Genomic DNA, 14845 nt, shown 5'->3' with positions numbered 1-14845 from the left:
GATACTCCGGCGGTCGTGCATGAGGGAACCTCCGCCACCCGCGGACGGCGCCGACATGGGGCCAGCTGTTGCCCCTCCATTCATAAAAAGATCCTTGGGTGAGCCATGCGTCTTCGCCTGAACCGTCGTTGGGGGTGCTTTGCCGTGTCCGCGCTGCTGCCGTCGTGCCTGAGCACGTCGGCCTGGGCGGGCGCGTCCGCGTCCGTCCCCGCGGCGGTGCCGTCCGCGGCGCGGGCGATGGTGGCGCAACTGCCGGCATGGATCGATTCCGGCTCCACCGTGTTCTGGCTGGGCGCGGGCTGCGTGATCGGCGGCCTGACGCTGGGCGTGATGGTCAGCCTGTTCCTGCAGCAGCGCGGACGCCTGCACCGCCGCCGCGAGGAACTCCGGCGCGTGCGCCACGAACGCGCCCGCCTCAGCGCGCTGCTGAACGCGATCCCCGACCCGATGTATTTCAAGGACGCCAACGGCGCCTATGAAGGCTGCAATCCCGCCTTCGAGCGTGCCGTCGGCCTCACCGAGCAGGAACTGATCGGCCGCCGCGACGCCGACCTGCCGAATCCCCCGGGCTGGGTCGACACGCAGTCCGACGGCCGCCTGCTGACCTGGCGCGACGACTCCAGCGACGCCGGCAGCGGGGCGCGTTGCCTGGATGTCTCCAGCGCCCGCGTGTTCGACGACGACCAGTACCTGGGCCAGGTCGCCATCGCACGCGACGTGACGCAGCTGCAACTGGCCACCGACGCCGCCCGCCGCGCCGCCACCGTGTACGAGCATTGCGGCGAGGGCATCATGGTCATCGATCACGGACTGCGCATCGTCGACGTGAATCCGGCGCTGGTGGCGATGGTCGGGCACGACCGGCAGACGCTGCTGGGCAAGCGCCCGCTGCTGCTGCGCGATGCCGAGCAGGACCCCGAGAAGCTGCGCGCCCTGTGGACCGACATCGAGACCCGCGGCAAATGGAGCGGCGAGGTCACCGAGCGCCACAAGAACGGCGATTCGATCCCGATGTGGGCGACCTTCGTGAAGGTGCCGGCACCGTCGGGCGACCCCGAGCAGGTGCAATACCTCAGCGTCCTGACCGACATCTCGCGCATCAAGCAGACCGAGGCCGAGCTGTTGCACCAGTCGTTGCACGACAGTCTGACCGGACTGCCCAACGCGGCGCTGCTGCGGGACCGCATCGCGCGCCAGGTCGGCAACGCGCAGCGCGAGCACACCTGCGTGGCCGTGCTCTACATCGACCTGGACGGCTTCCGCGACGTCAACGACATCGCCGGCCATGCCGCGGGCGATCAGGTGCTGCTGACGGCGGCGGCGCGTTTTGCCAACGTGACGCGGCTGAGCGACTCGGTCGCACGGGTGGGCGCCGATGAATTCGTCGTCGTGCTGTCGGGCCTGGTCGACGAGGAGACCGCCATGCGGCTCGGCGACCGGCTGATCCAGGCGATGGAAGAGCCGGTCCTCATCGACCACCACCGCTTCAATGTCGGCGCCAGCATCGGCCTGGCGCTGTTCCCGGCCGACGGGACGCATGTCGACGAACTGCTGCGCAACGCCGAGGTCGCCATGGTGCGGGCCAAGCTGCACGCGCGCGGCTCGGTCCAGGCCTACCGGCCGGAACTGACGCAGGCGGTGCAGCAGCGCTTCGAGTTGACGCACGCACTGCGGCAGGCCAACGAGGCCGCGCAGTTCCGCCTCGAGTACCAGCCCCAGGTGCGTCTGAGCGACGGCGCGCTGATCGGGGCGGAGGCGTTGCTGCGCTGGCGTCACCCGACGCGCGGGCCGATCTCGCCGGCGGACTTCATCCCGCTGGCCGAGGAGACCGGCCTGATCATCCCGATCGGCCGCTGGGTGCTGGAGCAGGCCTGCGCGCAGGTGGCACGCTGGCAGGGCCAGGACGGCAAGCCGCAACAGGTCGCGGTCAATGTCTCGGCACGGCAGCTGCGCCAGCCCGACTTCATCGAGACGCTCGATTTCGTCCTCGGCGAGACCGGCTGCCCGCCGAGCGCGCTGGAGCTGGAAGTCACCGAAAGCCTGCTGCTCGAGGACGCCGAACAGGCCATCAGCCTGCTGACGCGGATCTCCAACCGCGGCGTGCGCATCGCGATCGACGACTTCGGGACCGGCTACTCGTCGCTGGCCTACCTGAAGCGGATGCCGGTCAGCACGCTGAAGATCGACCGCAGCTTCGTCAACGAACTCAGCAGCGACGCCAACGTCGCCGCGATCGCCCGCACGGTCATCGTGCTGGCGCGCAGCCTCAACCTCGACGTGCTGGCCGAGGGCGTCGAGACGATCGAGCAGGCCGAGTGGTTGCGCCGCGAGGGCTGCGACTGGGCGCAGGGCTGGTACTACGGACGACCGATGCCGCCGGAGGACTTCGTCGTCACGCCGCCGCCGGAACCGCTGCGCCGCGCGCCCAAGCGTCTGCAACTGGCCTGAGCGCGCCGCGGGCGACGGCCCGGCGTCCGATCGGAACCCCGACTACGCAGTGCCATCGCCGTTCATCCGTCGACGCGGTGTCATGGGATCGGAGGGCGTGGAAACGCTGGACCACGCGGAGGGAGCCTCCGCCCACACGCGCCATTCCTTGGCACTGACCTCGCGCACTTCGAGCCCTCGCCGCAGGATGAAGCTCGAGTCGTGCCAGCTTTCCACCGGTCCCGGGAGGGACCGCCGCGGCGGCGGCTCGGCACCGAAGTCGGAATCGCCAAAGCTGCTGCCGCTGTCGGAATAGCGACTGAGGCCATGGCTGAAACGGCTCTCGCCGTAATGGCTGGGCAACTCGCTGTCGGCGCCGGCGCTGCCCGCGTACGGCCTGGACGAGGCACGCGGGAGCTGGGACGGGGTCTGAGGGGACCGGTACTTCATCTCGGAAACCTCGGGATCACGGGAGAGGCACTCCATGGTGATCCTGTCGCAGCCCGTACGTCAGCCCGCAGATGGAGGGGCTGGCGGGGGAGGACATCTCCCCCTTGAATTCGCTTGCCACCGGCGGCGGTGTGTGGAAATCACCGCCGGACCCCGACGGGGTGGCCGGGACGGCGTCGGGACAGCGCGATCCCGTTCACAGCGGCAGCGCGGTCGTGTTCTTCACCTCTTCCATGACCGCATAGGTCCGCGTCTCGCGGACGCCGGGCAGGGTCCAGATCACCGCGCCGATGAACTCGCGGTAGGCGGCCATGTCGGACACCCGGGTCTTGAGCAGGTAGTCGAAGCCGCCCGCCACCAGGTGGCATTCCAGGATCTCCGGCCGGGCCTGCACCGCGGCGCGGAAGTTGTCCATGACATCGTGCACCGTGCGGTCGAGCAGGATCTCGATGAACACCAGCATCTGCGCGCCCAGCTTGGCCGGGTTGAGCCGGGCCTCGTAGCCGAGGATGAACCCGTCGCGGGTGAGGCGGCGCACGCGCTCCAGCACGGCCGTGGCGGACATCTGCACCTCCTCGGCGAGCTTGAGGTTGCTGATGCGGCCGTCCTGCTGCAGCAGCCCCAGGATGCGCCGGTCGATCTTGTCCAGGTCATCAACGCTGCTCATGCTGGATTCCATCCGGTCGAGGTCAGAAACATTGGTGAGTAATTCGGAGCGTTACTTTCTAAACTCTCGCTATTCGCTAGGGAGCGCCCCTCGCACGAACATCCGAGGATTCTATGACCGCCTTCCCCCTCCCGCCGGAGACCTCCCGCCTGCCCGACCCGTACCGCGAAGAGCTGCCGCTGGTGCAGGCGCTGGCCGCCGAGATGCAGGCGCTGAACTGGCGGGCGGTGGTGGACCAGGCGCGCCCCTGGGTGCAGCAGGTGCGGGGAATCCGGCGCCGTTCTGGGCGATGGAATCGCTGCTGCGCGAATACCCGATCACCAGTGCCGAAGGCCTGGCGCTGATGCGCCTGGCGGAGGCGCTGCTGCGCGTGCCCGACGCCGAGACCGCCATTGCGCTGACGGCCGACCAGCTCGGCCGCGCCGACTTCGATGGCGCCTCGGACGGCCCGCACAAGATGCTGGCCGGCCTGGCGGCGAGCGCGATCTCGCTGTCGAAGAAGTTCCTGCCCGACGCCGAGGCCGACTCGGGCCTGATGACGCGTCTGGGCGCGCAGACCGTGGTCGCCGCCACGGTGCGCGCGATCCAGCTGCTGGGCCGCCAGTTCGTGCTGGGCCGCAACATCCAGGAGGCGATGAAGGAAGCCGACGCCGCGCGCAAGGTGCAGGCGCAACTGCGCTTCTCCTACGACATGCTGGGCGAGGGCGCCCGCACCGAGCGCGATGCCGAGCGCTACCAGGCGTCCTACCTGAACGCGATCGCCGCGATCGCCGCCGGCCGCAAGGCCGAGTCGCCGGAAGGCAGCGACGGCATCTCGATCAAGCTGTCGGCGCTGTTCTCCCGCTACGAGGTCCTGCAGCGCGAGCGCGTCCATGCCGAGCTGCTGCCGCGCGTGTGGCAGCTCGTCGAGAAGGCCGCGCAGGCCAACATCAACCTGACGATCGACGCCGAGGAGGTCGACCGGCTCGAACTCTCGCTGGAGCTGCTGGACACGCTCGCGGCGCGCATCGCGACGCACTTCCCGCAGTGGCGCGGTTTCGGCCTCGCGGTGCAGGCCTACCAGACGCGCGCCCGCGACGTCGTGGAGGCGGTCGCCGCGATCGCCCGCAAGCACGGGCTTAAGTTCATGGTGCGCCTCGTGAAGGGCGCCTATTGGGACGGCGAGATCAAGCGCGCCCAGGAGCAGGGCCTGCCGTTCTACCCGGTCTACACGCACAAGCCGCACACGGACGTCTCCTACCTGGCCTGCGCGCAGGCGCTGCTGCGGCACCACGACGTCATCTACCCGCAGTTCGCGACCCACAACGCCGGCACGGTCGCCGCCATCCTGCAGATGGCGCGGTCGCTGGGCGCCAAGTTCGAGATGCAACGCCTGCACGGCATGGGCGAGGGCGTCTATCGCGAGGTGCTGAAGGACGGGACCATCCCCTGCCGCGTCTACGCGCCGGTCGGCGAGCACCGCGACCTGCTCGCCTACCTCGTGCGGCGCCTGCTGGAGAACGGCGCCAACTCGTCGTTCGTGCACCAGCTGGCCGATCCGACCGTCGCGCCGGAAGAGCTGCTGTCCTCGCCGATGACCGAGATCCGTCAGGAGGCCTCGCTGCCCCTGCCGGTCGACCTGTACCGCGACACGGCGGGCCGCGGCCGCGACAACTCGTCGGGCCTGGACCTCGCCGTGCCGGAGCAGCGCCAGGTCTTGCTGGACGCGCTGGCGCAATGCACGGTGCCGGCGATGGTCGAGGCGACGCCGGAAGAGGTCGATGCCGTGATGGCGCGCCTGCAAGGCGGCTTCACCGGCTGGAACGCGACGCCGGTCGCCGAGCGCGCCGCCGTGCTGCGCCGCGCCGCCGACGCGCTGCAGGCGCAGCTGCCGCAGTACTGCGCGCTGCTGGTGAAGGAGGCCTACAAGAGCCTGGGCGACGCGATCAGCGAGGTGCGCGAGGCCATCGACTTCCTGCGCTACTACGCCGATGAGGCCGAGCGTCTGGCCGCCGACGGCGTCGCGCTGAACGGGCGCGGCGTGTTCGTCTGCATCTCGCCGTGGAACTTCCCGCTGGCGATCTTCGCCGGCCAGGTGGTCGCGGCGCTGGCCGCCGGCAACGCGGTGGCCGCGAAGCCCGCGGAGCAGACCCCGGCCGTCGCCCGCGAGTGCGTCGCACTGCTGCATGCGGCGGGTGTTCCCGTCGACGCGGTGCAACTGGTGCATGGCCGCGGCGAGACCGTCGGCGCGGGCCTGGTGGCCGCGCCGCAGACGGCGGGCGTGTGCTTCACCGGCTCGACGCAGGTGGCCCAGATCATCAACCGCCAGCTGGCGGCCAAGCCCGGCGCCGCGGCGCTGCCGCTGATCGCCGAGACCGGCGGACTGAACGCGATGATCGTGGACTCGACGGCGCTGCCGGAGCAGGTCATCGACGCCGTCGTGCAATCGGCCTTCCGCAGCGCGGGCCAGCGCTGCTCGGCGCTGCGGCTGCTGGCAGTGCACGAGGCGGTCGCCGACGGCGTCATCGAGATGCTGCGCGGCGCGGTGAAGGAGCTGCGCGTCGGCGACACGGCGGACCTCGCGACCGACGTGGGCCCGCTGATCGACGACGAGGCATTCGAAGGCGTGTCCAAGGACGTTCAGCGCCTCAAGCGCGAGGCGACGCTGATCGCCGAGGCCGTGCCGGCCGACGGCTGCCCGCGCCTGCTGGCGCCGGTGGCGGTCGAGCTGCCGACGATCGCCTCGCTGAAGAAGGAGATCTTCGGCCCGGTGCTGCACGTGGTGCGCTGGAGCGGCGACGTCGACGGCGTCGTGCGCGAGATCAACGCGCTGGGCTACGGCCTGACGCTGGGCATCCAGACCCGCATCGACAGCCGCGCGCTGCGCTTGGCGTCGGAGGCCCGCATCGGCAACGTCTACGTGAACCGCAACATCATCGGCGCGGTGGTCGGCGTGCAGCCCTTCGGCGGCGAAGGCATGTCCGGCACCGGCCCGAAGGCGGGCGGCCCGCACTACCTGCTGCGCTTCGTCGCGCAGCCGAAGGTGGAGGCTGCCGCCGACGCGCCGGCGCTGTCGACGACCGGCGCGGGCACCGATCTGTCGCCGCTGTTCACCGCGCATGAAGGCTGGGCAGAGCGCCCGGTCGACGAGCGCGCGACGGCGCTGGAGCGTTCCGCCGCCGGCCAGGGGCCGGTGGTCGCCGGCGCCTGGCGCACGCTGGCCGCCGGCGCGCGCCGCACGCTGGTCGACGTGAAGCTGCCCGGCCCGACCGGCGAGAGCAACGAGCTGCGCCTGCACGGCCGCGGCGTGATCGCGGTGCTGGCGCAGGGCGCTTCGCCGGAGGAACTGGCTCGTGCGCTGGGCGCGGCGCTGGTGGCGGGCAACGCGGTCGCGATCGTCGGCGGCGGCGACGTGGCGGTGGAACTGCGCACGGCGCTGATGCGCGGCGGCGTGGCGGCAGCGGCGATGCAGCTGCTGCCGGCGGACCAGCTCGGCGCGGTGCTGCGCGCGACGCGACTGGCGGGCGTGATCGCCTCGGCCACGCTGCAGGTGCCGGTGCAGCGCGAACTGGCGGGCCGCGATGGCGCGATCCTGCCGGTCGTGCCGATGGTCGAGCTGGCGGACGTGCGCCAGCTCTACCGCCTGGTCGCGGAGCAGACGCTGACGATCAATACGGCGGCGGCAGGCGGGAACGCCGCGCTGCTGGCGGGCGTGCACTGATCCGGCAGGCCGGGTCGCGCGAGACCCGGCCCTCCAGCCGCCACCAGCCGGTGCGCGGGACGACCCAGACCGCGCCGCTGCTGAAGCGCCGCGGCTGCGGCCAGCACTGGTCCGCCCACAGCGCGGGCGCATCCTCGACAACGACGACGCCGGCCTCCACGTGCATCACGGTGCCTCGTGCGAGCTTCAGCATCAGGGTCTGACCCGCGACCAGCCCAAGCGCCTGCGGCGCTGTCGAAGGCCGCGGCACGCGGGGGGCGTGGCCGGCGCGGGCGCCGCCTGCCGTGACGCGACCCCCTGCGCGGGTGGGGCCGGCCACGGCAGGGGCAGGGATCTCAGGACGGCGGCGAGGAACATGACGGCTTCGCCCGGGGGCGCCTCGTTGGAATGGACGTCCAGTGTTCCCATCGGCGACGCGACCTGACAGGCACAGCGGCGCCATTTGTTCTGCGGAACAGCGACTGCGGCGCGTCTGTTCCGTATCGACTGCGCGCCGGCTGTTCCGGTGCCCCGCGCGGGCGCGAGCGCAGAATCGCCGGCATGGACGCTTCGGACCCTCTGTACGCGCAGGTCGCTGCGCACTACCGCCAGGCCATCGCGGCCGGCACGATGCCGCCGGGAAGCCGGATGCCGTCGGTCCGCACGCTGATGGGGCTGCATCGCGTGAGCCTGAGCACCGCGCTGCAGGCCTGCCGGCTGCTCGAAAGCCAGGGGCTGCTCCAGGCGCGTCAACGCGCCGGCTACTTCGTGCGGCCGCCGCGCCCGAACCGGCTCGCGCGTGCGGCCGAGCCCCGCCAGACGCAGGCCGATCCGGCGCGTTTCGTCGGCGTGCACGAGCGCATCTCCGAGATCCTCACCCGCGGCATCAATGCAAGGCCGGAGGTCAACCTCTCCGGCGCCTGCGCCCATGCCTCGCTGTATCCGACGCGCGCCTTGGCCCTGCACGGCCAGCGGCTGTTGCGCCGTCGGCCGGAGATCCTCGGCACCCAGCCCGATCCGCAAGGGCTGCTCGCGCTGCGTCAGGGCCTGTCGCGCCTGGCGCTGAATGCGCAGATCCAGCTCGACCCATCGCAACTCGTCATCACCCACGGATGCACCGAGGCGCTCGGCGTCGCGCTGCGGGCCGTGACGACGCCCGGCGATGCGGTGGCCGTCGAGTCGCCGACCTACTACGGCCTGCTCCAGCTGCTGGAGAGCCTGGGCCTGCGCGCGCTGGAGATCCCGACGAGTCCGCACACGGGGCTGTCCGTCGAGGCCTTCGAGGCGGCGGCGGCGCGCGAGCCGCGCCTCAAGGCGGTGGTCGTCGTGCCCAACCTGCAGAACCCGCTCGGCGCGGTGATGCCGGACGACGCGAAGCAGGCGCTGCTGGCGGTCTGCGAGGCGCGCGACCTGGCCCTCCTGGAAGACGACACCTATGCGCTGCTGTGCGAGACGCCGCAACGTGCGATCAAGTCCTGGGACACGACGGGGCGGGTGATCTTCTGCTCGTCGCTGCACAAGACGCTGGCGCCCGGCATGCGCGTGGGCTGGATCGCGGCGGGCCGCTGGCAGCCGCGCGTGGAGATCCTCAAGTACGCGCAGAGCCGGCCCAACGAGATGCTCGGCCAGGCCATCCTGGCGGAGTTCCTGGCCGGAGGCCAGATCGAGCGCCACCTGCGCGCGTTGCGGGCCAGGCTCGCGACGCAGCGCGAGCAGATGGTGGCGGCGCTCGCCGACGAACTGCCGGCGGGCACGCGGCTCAGCCTGCCGCCCGGCGGGCCGAGCCTGTGGGTCGAGCTGCCCGAGGGGCTGTCCTCGCTCACGCTGTTCGACGCCGCGCTGGAGAAGGGCATCCGGCTGGGGCCGGGGCTGATGTACTCGAACTCGGAGCGCTTCGACAACTTCATCCGCATCAACGCCGGCAATCCGATGGATGAGGCCCAACGCCGTGCGATCGGGACGCTGGGTGAGCTCTGCGCATCGATGTTGAGGGCGCGCTGAGCTGGCGTCGATGGCGCGCTGAACGCCCACGCGGGGTCCGTCCCGCCCACGGGGCGGGACTAAACTGCCGCGCATGAATTCCTGCATCGCATTCATCGGCGGAGGCAACATGGCCAGCGCCATCGTCGGCGGCCTGCGCCGGGCCGGTTTCCCCGCCGAGGACCTGCTGGTGGTCGAGCCCTTCGAGGCGCAGCGCGAGCGCCTCGCCGCCGACTTCGGCATCCGCCCGCTCGCGGCGGCGGACGCCTCGTTGGCGCGCGCCCGCGCCGTGGTCTGGGCGGTGAAGCCGCAGCTGTTCCAGGAGGCCGCCGGACCGGTGGCGTCGCATGTCGGCGGCGCGCTGCAACTGTCGGTGATGGCGGGTCTGCGCAGCGACGCGATCGCGCGCGCTGCCGGCGCATCGCGCGTCGTGCGCGGCATGCCCAACACGCCGGCGCTGATCGGGCAGGGCATCACCGGCCTGTGCGCCAGCGCCGCCGTCACGGCCGACGATCGCGTGCTGGTCGAGCAGCTGCTGCAGCCGACCGGCCGCACGGTGTGGGTCGACGACGAGGGCGACCTCGACACGGTCACCGCGCTCTCGGGCTCGGGGCCGGCCTACTTCTTCTTCCTCGTCGAGCACATGGTCGCCGCCGCGCGCGCGCTGGGCCTGGACGAGGCCAAGGCGCGCGAACTCGCACTGGCCACCTGTGGCGGTGCTGCGGCGCTGGCGCTGCAATCGGGCGATTCGCCGACCGTGCTGCGCGAGAAGGTGACATCCAAGGGCGGCACCACGCATGCCGCGATCACCAGCCTGCAGGCCGACGGCGTCGGCGAGGCGGTCGAGCGCGCCGTGAAGGCCGCGCATCGGCGCGCCGGCGAGCTGGGCGACGAATTCGGCCGCGCCTGAGCGTGACCGCGCCCGAGGCCGCCGGCCGCCCACTGACCGATATCTGAGAACCGCTTCCATCCATGGGGATCGCTGATCGCTGGGGCCTGCGCGCGTGGCTGCGCGCGCCGGGCTCGCTGAGCAAGCGCCTGGCCGCGACCGGCCTTCGTTTCGAGGTGCAGGTGCTGCGCCAGACGACGGCGCCGCTGCGGCCACAGGAGCGCGCCGCGCTGGGGCTGCCCCGTCGCGGCCTGACGCTGGTGCGTGAGGTGATCCTGCGCGTCGACGGCCGACCGCTGGTGTGGGCGCGGTCCGCGGTGCATGGTCACGCGGTGGCGGGGCCGTGGAAGGCGCTGAAAGGGCTGGGCAGCCGGCCGCTCGGCCATCTGCTCTACGACGACCCTCGCATCCATCGCAGCGAGCTGCAGCCGCGTCGCGTGACACGGCACGGAGCGACGCACCGCCAGATGCAGCGCCAATGGCTGGCGGCCACCGGGACCGAGGCGCCCGCCCAGATGCAGTGGTCGCGCAACTCGGTTTTCACCCGGCACGGCCAGCAGCTGCGGGTGATGGAGATGTTCGTCCCCGACGTTGCACTGCGTGATCCCGGACCGCTGAGACGCAAGTCGAGGCCACGCCGGTGATGAGTCGGTTCCGCCATTGGCTGCAGGCGTTCCGTCCGGCGCCGATGCGCGTCGACGCGCGCGAGCGTTTGCGCGTCGTGGCTGGCGTCATTGCTGGCCTGCTGCTGACGGGCGTGCTCACGGAACTGCTGTCCCGCCACATGCCGGGCGTGCCGTGGCTGATCGCGCCGCTGGGCGCGAGCGCGGTCCTCGTGTTCGGCGTGCCGGCGAGTCCGCTGGCCCAGCCCTGGGCGGTGATCATGGGCAACACGGCCTCGGCGCTGGTCGGGATCGCGTGCGTGCACCTGTTCGGCGGCGCGCCGGAACTGGCCGCGGCGATCGCCGTCGGCGGCGCGATCGGCCTGATGTTCCTGCTGCGCTGCCTGCACCCGCCGGGCGGCGCCGCGGCCTTGCTGATGGTGCTCAGCGGCGTCCACGACTGGCACTTCGCGCTCGATCCCGTGCTGCTGAACTCGGTGCTGATGGTCCTGGCGGGCATGGCCTACAACGGCGTCACCGGACGCAAGTACCCGCACCCGCAGACGGCGCTCTCCGCCGCGCCGCCGCAGGGCGGCGCCACTCAGGGGGCTGGCGGAGCGATCGGGGCGATGGGAGACGCACCGCCGTTCACCGGTGTCGATCTGGACACGGTGCTGGCGCACTACAACCAGGTGCTGGACATCCCGCGGGACGACCTGCAGGCCATCGTCGACGAGGCCGCCCTGCTGGCCGCACGGCGCCGGATGTCGACGCTGCGTTGCGCCGACGTGATGTCGCGCGATGTGAAGTCGGTGGCGTGGGGCACGCCGCTGCAGGAAGCCTGGTCGCTGATGCGCACGCATCACATCAAGGCGCTGCCGGTGGTGGACCGGGCGCGGCGCGTCGTCGGCATCGTGACACTGGCGGACTTCATGCGCGGCGCCTCGCTGGACGTGCACGACGACTGGGCGACGCGGCTGCGCCACCTGATCCGACCGACGCCGACCACGCACAGCGACAAGCCGGAGGTGGTCGGGCAGATCATGAGCCGGCAGGTGCGTGTCGCCAGCGCGGATCGGCCGCTGGCGGAGCTGGTGCCGCTGTTCGCGGCGACCGGCCACCACCACATTCCCATCGTCGGCGACGAGGCGCGGCTGGTCGGCATCCTGACGCAGTCGGATCTGGTGGCGGCCCTGGCGCGCGTGGACCGGCTCTGAGCGACCGCGCCGCGGTTGCGCGGTCAACGGCGCCCAGGCGGTGCGTGAGCCGTGCCTGAGCCGCACCTAAGCCGCGGCTAAGCGGGCGTACAGGTCCCGCTCAGCTTCGCTCGTTATGCTGCCGCGGCCCTTGCCTGAACACCGCGCCGCCGATGGACATCGACCCCGACGAACTGATCGAAACCGCCCGCCAGGCCAATGAGCGGTCGGAAGTCGCGCCGCCGCAGTCGCGGCTGAACGTGGCGGTCGCGCTCACCGTCGCGCTGCTGGCGACCTTCATGGGCATCTGCAAGATCAAGGACGACAACATCGGCCAGGGCATGCAGCAGGCGCAGGCCGACAAGATCGACCACTGGTCCTTCTACCAGGCGCGCAATGCGCGGGAGGAGGTCGCCAAGGCCGCGCTGACGCAATTGAAGCTGCAGGCGATCGGCGCGTCGGCGTTGGCCGCCGACGGCTACCGGGAGGCGATCGCGCATTACGAGACGCTCGCCGCGGACCAGACCGCCAAGAAGGATGAGCTCCGCAAGCAGGCCGAAGCCGATCAGCAGCGCTACGACGCGCTCAACTACCGGGACGACCAGTTCGACCTGTCGGACGCCTTGCTGGCCATCGCGATCGCGATGCTGGCGGTGACCGCGCTGACGCAGCTGTGGTGGCTGTACGCGGCGGCGATGGTGCCGACGGTCTTCGGCGTGCTGATGGGGTTCGCGGGCCTGGGCGGCTGGCCGCTGCATCCGGACGTGATCGTGCAGTGGCTTTCCTGAGGCGGGCCGCTCAGCGCAATGGCCGCTTCCCTCGCCATGTGATTCCGCACTTGCGCCGCAAGTAGTTTCGGACCAGTCGGGCGTACCTGTCTAAGGAAGACTAGGACGGACGCGGCGCGCCAAGCAAGCCGTCGCCGGCTATGTTCGATGCCTCGATCGAACGGTTAATTCATCCCATCCTGAACAGCAACGGATGCTCGTCCGTGCCTCCCTTCTCCGTGACCGCGCAAGTGGCGCTGAACCTTACGTTCGCAGCTGACTGGCGTGCCGATGGGATGCCGGGAGCTGGAATTAGCTCCGCAAGTTGTGAACGGATCATCGGACGTGTAGACGAGCGGCTTTTCGCGTCGTGAGACGAGGGTGCTCCGCCGCAGCGCATCGTGAAGCTGGCTACGTGCCGGCGAACGGCGTTCGTGCAGGAGGGTGCGAATACAGCATCTCCTTGGTAGGACCTTCCCTGAGCTCTTCACTTCCGTGTCGTGTTTCGCCTGCGGATTCCGTTGTTCCTTAGGGACAGGCGTCAAAACCAGATATTCATCGGAGGAGAGAAACATGGCCAAGGATTTTCGACACCTCAATCTCTTTCTAATAAAAGAATCATTCAGCGCTGAGCCGTTCTCACAACATATTTCGGATCAAGCGGATGTTTCGGAGTTTCCGCTTGTAGAAGAGTCAGGAATTGTCGGACAGCTATTCGTGAAGAATTCAATCGAAAGACGTCCAAATTGGGCCGATACCCTTGACTCTGTTGTCGGAAAGAAGATTGAAAATCTTGGTAATCGATCCAGTTCTGCAGTTTTGTTTCTCAAGGGTGATGCAGGTGTCTACGCGTTAGTATTTGGATACGGTAGGTATCTGCTTGACCAAACAAGGTGCGTGCAAGACTTTGGTATAAAAACGGCGTTAAATACACTTGATCATCGGACTCTTAGAAGCGTCGATTTACACACTCTCGAAGAACAGCCGGTTCAGAAGAAAGCACAAGCACCTCGCGATGCTGAGGTTGGAGTTTTCGGTATTGATATCCTTCGAGACATCCTTAGAGCCGTAACCGGGCAAGCAAAGAAGGGCGTAAGTCTTTTTCAGATCACTGGCGGAGATGCCATGTTCTCCTGTTCAGTGAATGTGCCCAGTAACCTTCTGGCGGCACTGTGCGATCGCATACAACAATATTATAGAGAATCGACTTACAAGGAAAACTTCGCTTGGGTAGATAATGTTCAGCGAGTTAAGGACGAAGGGGAAATTAGCCGCCTCGACGAATTACTTTGCAAAGCAATTGCCGCTCGCAGCAAGGATATTATTATTACTGTCCCTGAAGTTATCTCGTGGGATGAGGTGGACGGCTTCAGCTTCACGCGTGCAAAGAACGACATACAACCTACGGTCGAAGCTGAAAGATATTTCGACACGCTTGGCGAAGTTTCTATCGACCGTTTGAATTCCGACAAGGTGTTCGTTTCTCGCGCTGGTGCAAATCACGATATCTCGTTTCCCGTTTATAGATGTGTATATTTTGAGATTGTGGAGGCTGATGGAGTTCGACTGCTGTTTGACGGGAAGTGGTACAAGGTTAATCGAGATTTTTCATCTCGAATCAACGAGTCACTAGATGACATCGATATTTCGGATATTGATTTCCCCGGAGTCTTTGTTTGGGACGATGCAGGAAGCGCAAAAATTGAATCGGAAGGAGATTACAACGAAAGAGTTGCAAAGTCTGAAAGCTTTCATCTTCTCGACAAAAAACTCATCAAGACAAACCGAACAACAACGTCAATCGAACTTTGCGATTTGCTTACGCCCAAAAGGCAGTTTATTCATGCCAAACATAGAAAGGGCGGGTCGGCTGGATTAAGCCACTTATTTGCACAAGGCACAGTGTCTGCAGAGGTTACCGTAGGTGATCGAGCGTTCCGAAAGAAGGCAAGAACTGAACTAAACAAGATTTCGGCGGCAGCTCGTGATCTACTCCCCTGGAGATCAAAAGCTCTGATTTTGAGGTCGTTTTCCTGATTTTGGGCGAGCGGAGCGACCAAGTGAAGAATGATCTTCCATTCTTCAGCAAAGTGAATCTCGTTAGGGCCTACGAAAATCTTTCACAAAGGGGATTCAAAGTCTCTGTGGCAGGAGCTGAAAAAATCCCTAAGGTCACGTAGGTGAGTTT

General features: G+C 68.3%; 13 protein-coding genes. 10 read left to right on the top strand and 3 right to left on the bottom strand.

Features of this window, described 5'->3' with window-relative positions; genetic code table 11:
* The first annotated feature begins 144 nt into the window (after positions 1-144).
* Positions 145-2448, top strand: coding sequence for a sensor domain-containing protein (locus ACQ86G_RS06840; RefSeq protein ID WP_431259888.1), 2304 nt, complete (start codon positions 145-147; stop codon positions 2446-2448).
* A 42-nt stretch (positions 2449-2490) separates the two neighbouring features.
* On the opposite strand, the gene ACQ86G_RS06835 is transcribed toward ACQ86G_RS06840, so the two are convergent.
* Both ACQ86G_RS06835 and ACQ86G_RS06830 read right to left on the bottom strand, forming a co-directional pair.
* Positions 2491-2913, bottom strand: a complete 423-nt coding sequence (locus ACQ86G_RS06835) for a hypothetical protein (RefSeq protein ID WP_431259887.1) — start codon at positions 2911-2913, stop codon at positions 2491-2493.
* A 160-nt stretch (positions 2914-3073) separates the two neighbouring features.
* Positions 3074-3544, bottom strand: a complete 471-nt coding sequence (locus tag ACQ86G_RS06830; protein WP_431259886.1) for an Lrp/AsnC ligand binding domain-containing protein — start codon at positions 3542-3544, stop codon at positions 3074-3076.
* 113 nt (positions 3545-3657) lie between these two features.
* On the opposite strand from ACQ86G_RS06830, the gene ACQ86G_RS06825 reads away from it, so the two are divergent.
* Complete coding sequence (locus ACQ86G_RS06825) at positions 3658-3888, top strand: hypothetical protein (RefSeq protein WP_431259885.1); 231 nt, start codon at positions 3658-3660, stop codon at positions 3886-3888.
* A complete protein-coding gene (locus ACQ86G_RS06820; RefSeq protein ID WP_431259884.1) occupies positions 3834-7244 on the top strand; it encodes an L-glutamate gamma-semialdehyde dehydrogenase in 3411 nt (1136 codons plus the stop codon). Before ACQ86G_RS06825 ends, ACQ86G_RS06820 begins: the two co-directional genes overlap by 55 nt.
* Here the strand turns inward: ACQ86G_RS06820 and ACQ86G_RS06815 are convergent.
* Positions 7192-7563 (bottom strand): hypothetical protein, encoded by a 372-nt coding sequence (locus tag ACQ86G_RS06815; protein ID WP_431259883.1) that lies wholly within the window; start codon positions 7561-7563, stop codon positions 7192-7194. The genes ACQ86G_RS06820 and ACQ86G_RS06815 overlap by 53 nt on opposite strands.
* Before the next feature lie 221 nt (positions 7564-7784).
* Here ACQ86G_RS06815 and ACQ86G_RS06810 point away from each other — a divergent pair, with 221 nt between their 5' ends.
* The 7 genes from ACQ86G_RS06810 to ACQ86G_RS06780 all read left to right on the top strand — a co-directional run bounded on the left by ACQ86G_RS06810 (position 7785) and on the right by ACQ86G_RS06780 (position 14837).
* Complete coding sequence (locus tag ACQ86G_RS06810) at positions 7785-9224, top strand: PLP-dependent aminotransferase family protein (RefSeq protein WP_431259882.1); 1440 nt, start codon at positions 7785-7787, stop codon at positions 9222-9224.
* 73 nt (positions 9225-9297) lie between these two features.
* Positions 9298-10113, top strand: a complete 816-nt coding sequence (gene proC, locus ACQ86G_RS06805; RefSeq protein ID WP_431259881.1) for a pyrroline-5-carboxylate reductase — start codon at positions 9298-9300, stop codon at positions 10111-10113.
* 62 nt (positions 10114-10175) lie between these two features.
* Positions 10176-10736: a chorismate--pyruvate lyase family protein gene (locus tag ACQ86G_RS06800; RefSeq protein ID WP_431259880.1), complete on the top strand. Its 561-nt coding sequence runs from the start codon at positions 10176-10178 to the stop codon at positions 10734-10736.
* Positions 10736-11911, top strand: a complete 1176-nt coding sequence (locus tag ACQ86G_RS06795; protein WP_431259879.1) for an HPP family protein — start codon at positions 10736-10738, stop codon at positions 11909-11911. Before ACQ86G_RS06800 ends, ACQ86G_RS06795 begins: the two co-directional genes overlap by 1 nt.
* A gap of 152 nt (positions 11912-12063) precedes the next feature.
* The gene (locus tag ACQ86G_RS06790) at positions 12064-12678 is read left to right on the top strand and encodes a DUF4337 domain-containing protein (RefSeq protein WP_431259878.1); all 615 of its coding nucleotides are present in this window, start codon (positions 12064-12066) and stop codon (positions 12676-12678) included.
* Between the two features lie 552 nt (positions 12679-13230).
* Positions 13231-14694 (top strand): DUF6119 family protein, encoded by a 1464-nt coding sequence (locus ACQ86G_RS06785; RefSeq protein WP_431259877.1) that lies wholly within the window; start codon positions 13231-13233, stop codon positions 14692-14694.
* 23 nt (positions 14695-14717) lie between these two features.
* The gene (locus ACQ86G_RS06780; RefSeq protein ID WP_431259876.1) at positions 14718-14837 is read left to right on the top strand and encodes a DUF6119 family protein; all 120 of its coding nucleotides are present in this window, start codon (positions 14718-14720) and stop codon (positions 14835-14837) included.
* Positions 14838-14845: the final 8 nt, after the last annotated feature.

Origin of the sequence: Roseateles chitinivorans (genome assembly GCF_050632145.1) — a bacterium.
GTDB lineage: Bacteria > Pseudomonadota > Gammaproteobacteria > Burkholderiales > Burkholderiaceae_C > Roseateles > Roseateles chitinivorans_B.
The sequence above is the reverse complement of the archived record's forward strand: the minus strand, read 5'-3'. Positions and strand labels throughout refer to the sequence as shown.

Bases quoted from the DNA above. Each gene is read 5' to 3' on its own strand.
- ACQ86G_RS06835 (WP_431259887.1), bottom strand. From the start codon at position 2,913: ATGGAGTGCCTCTCCCGTGATCCCGAGGTTTCCGAGATGAAGTACCGG.
- ACQ86G_RS06830 (WP_431259886.1), bottom strand. From the start codon at position 3,544: ATGAGCAGCGTTGATGACCTGGACAAGATCGACCGGCGCATCCTGGGG.
- ACQ86G_RS06825 (WP_431259885.1), top strand. From the start codon at position 3,658: ATGACCGCCTTCCCCCTCCCGCCGGAGACCTCCCGCCTGCCCGACCCG.
- ACQ86G_RS06820 (WP_431259884.1), top strand. From the start codon at position 3,834: ATGGAATCGCTGCTGCGCGAATACCCGATCACCAGTGCCGAAGGCCTG.
- ACQ86G_RS06810 (WP_431259882.1), top strand. From the start codon at position 7,785: ATGGACGCTTCGGACCCTCTGTACGCGCAGGTCGCTGCGCACTACCGC.
- proC (WP_431259881.1), top strand. From the start codon at position 9,298: ATGAATTCCTGCATCGCATTCATCGGCGGAGGCAACATGGCCAGCGCC.
- ACQ86G_RS06800 (WP_431259880.1), top strand. From the start codon at position 10,176: ATGGGGATCGCTGATCGCTGGGGCCTGCGCGCGTGGCTGCGCGCGCCG.
- ACQ86G_RS06795 (WP_431259879.1), top strand. From the start codon at position 10,736: ATGAGTCGGTTCCGCCATTGGCTGCAGGCGTTCCGTCCGGCGCCGATG.
- ACQ86G_RS06790 (WP_431259878.1), top strand. From the start codon at position 12,064: ATGGACATCGACCCCGACGAACTGATCGAAACCGCCCGCCAGGCCAAT.
- ACQ86G_RS06785 (WP_431259877.1), top strand. From the start codon at position 13,231: ATGGCCAAGGATTTTCGACACCTCAATCTCTTTCTAATAAAAGAATCA.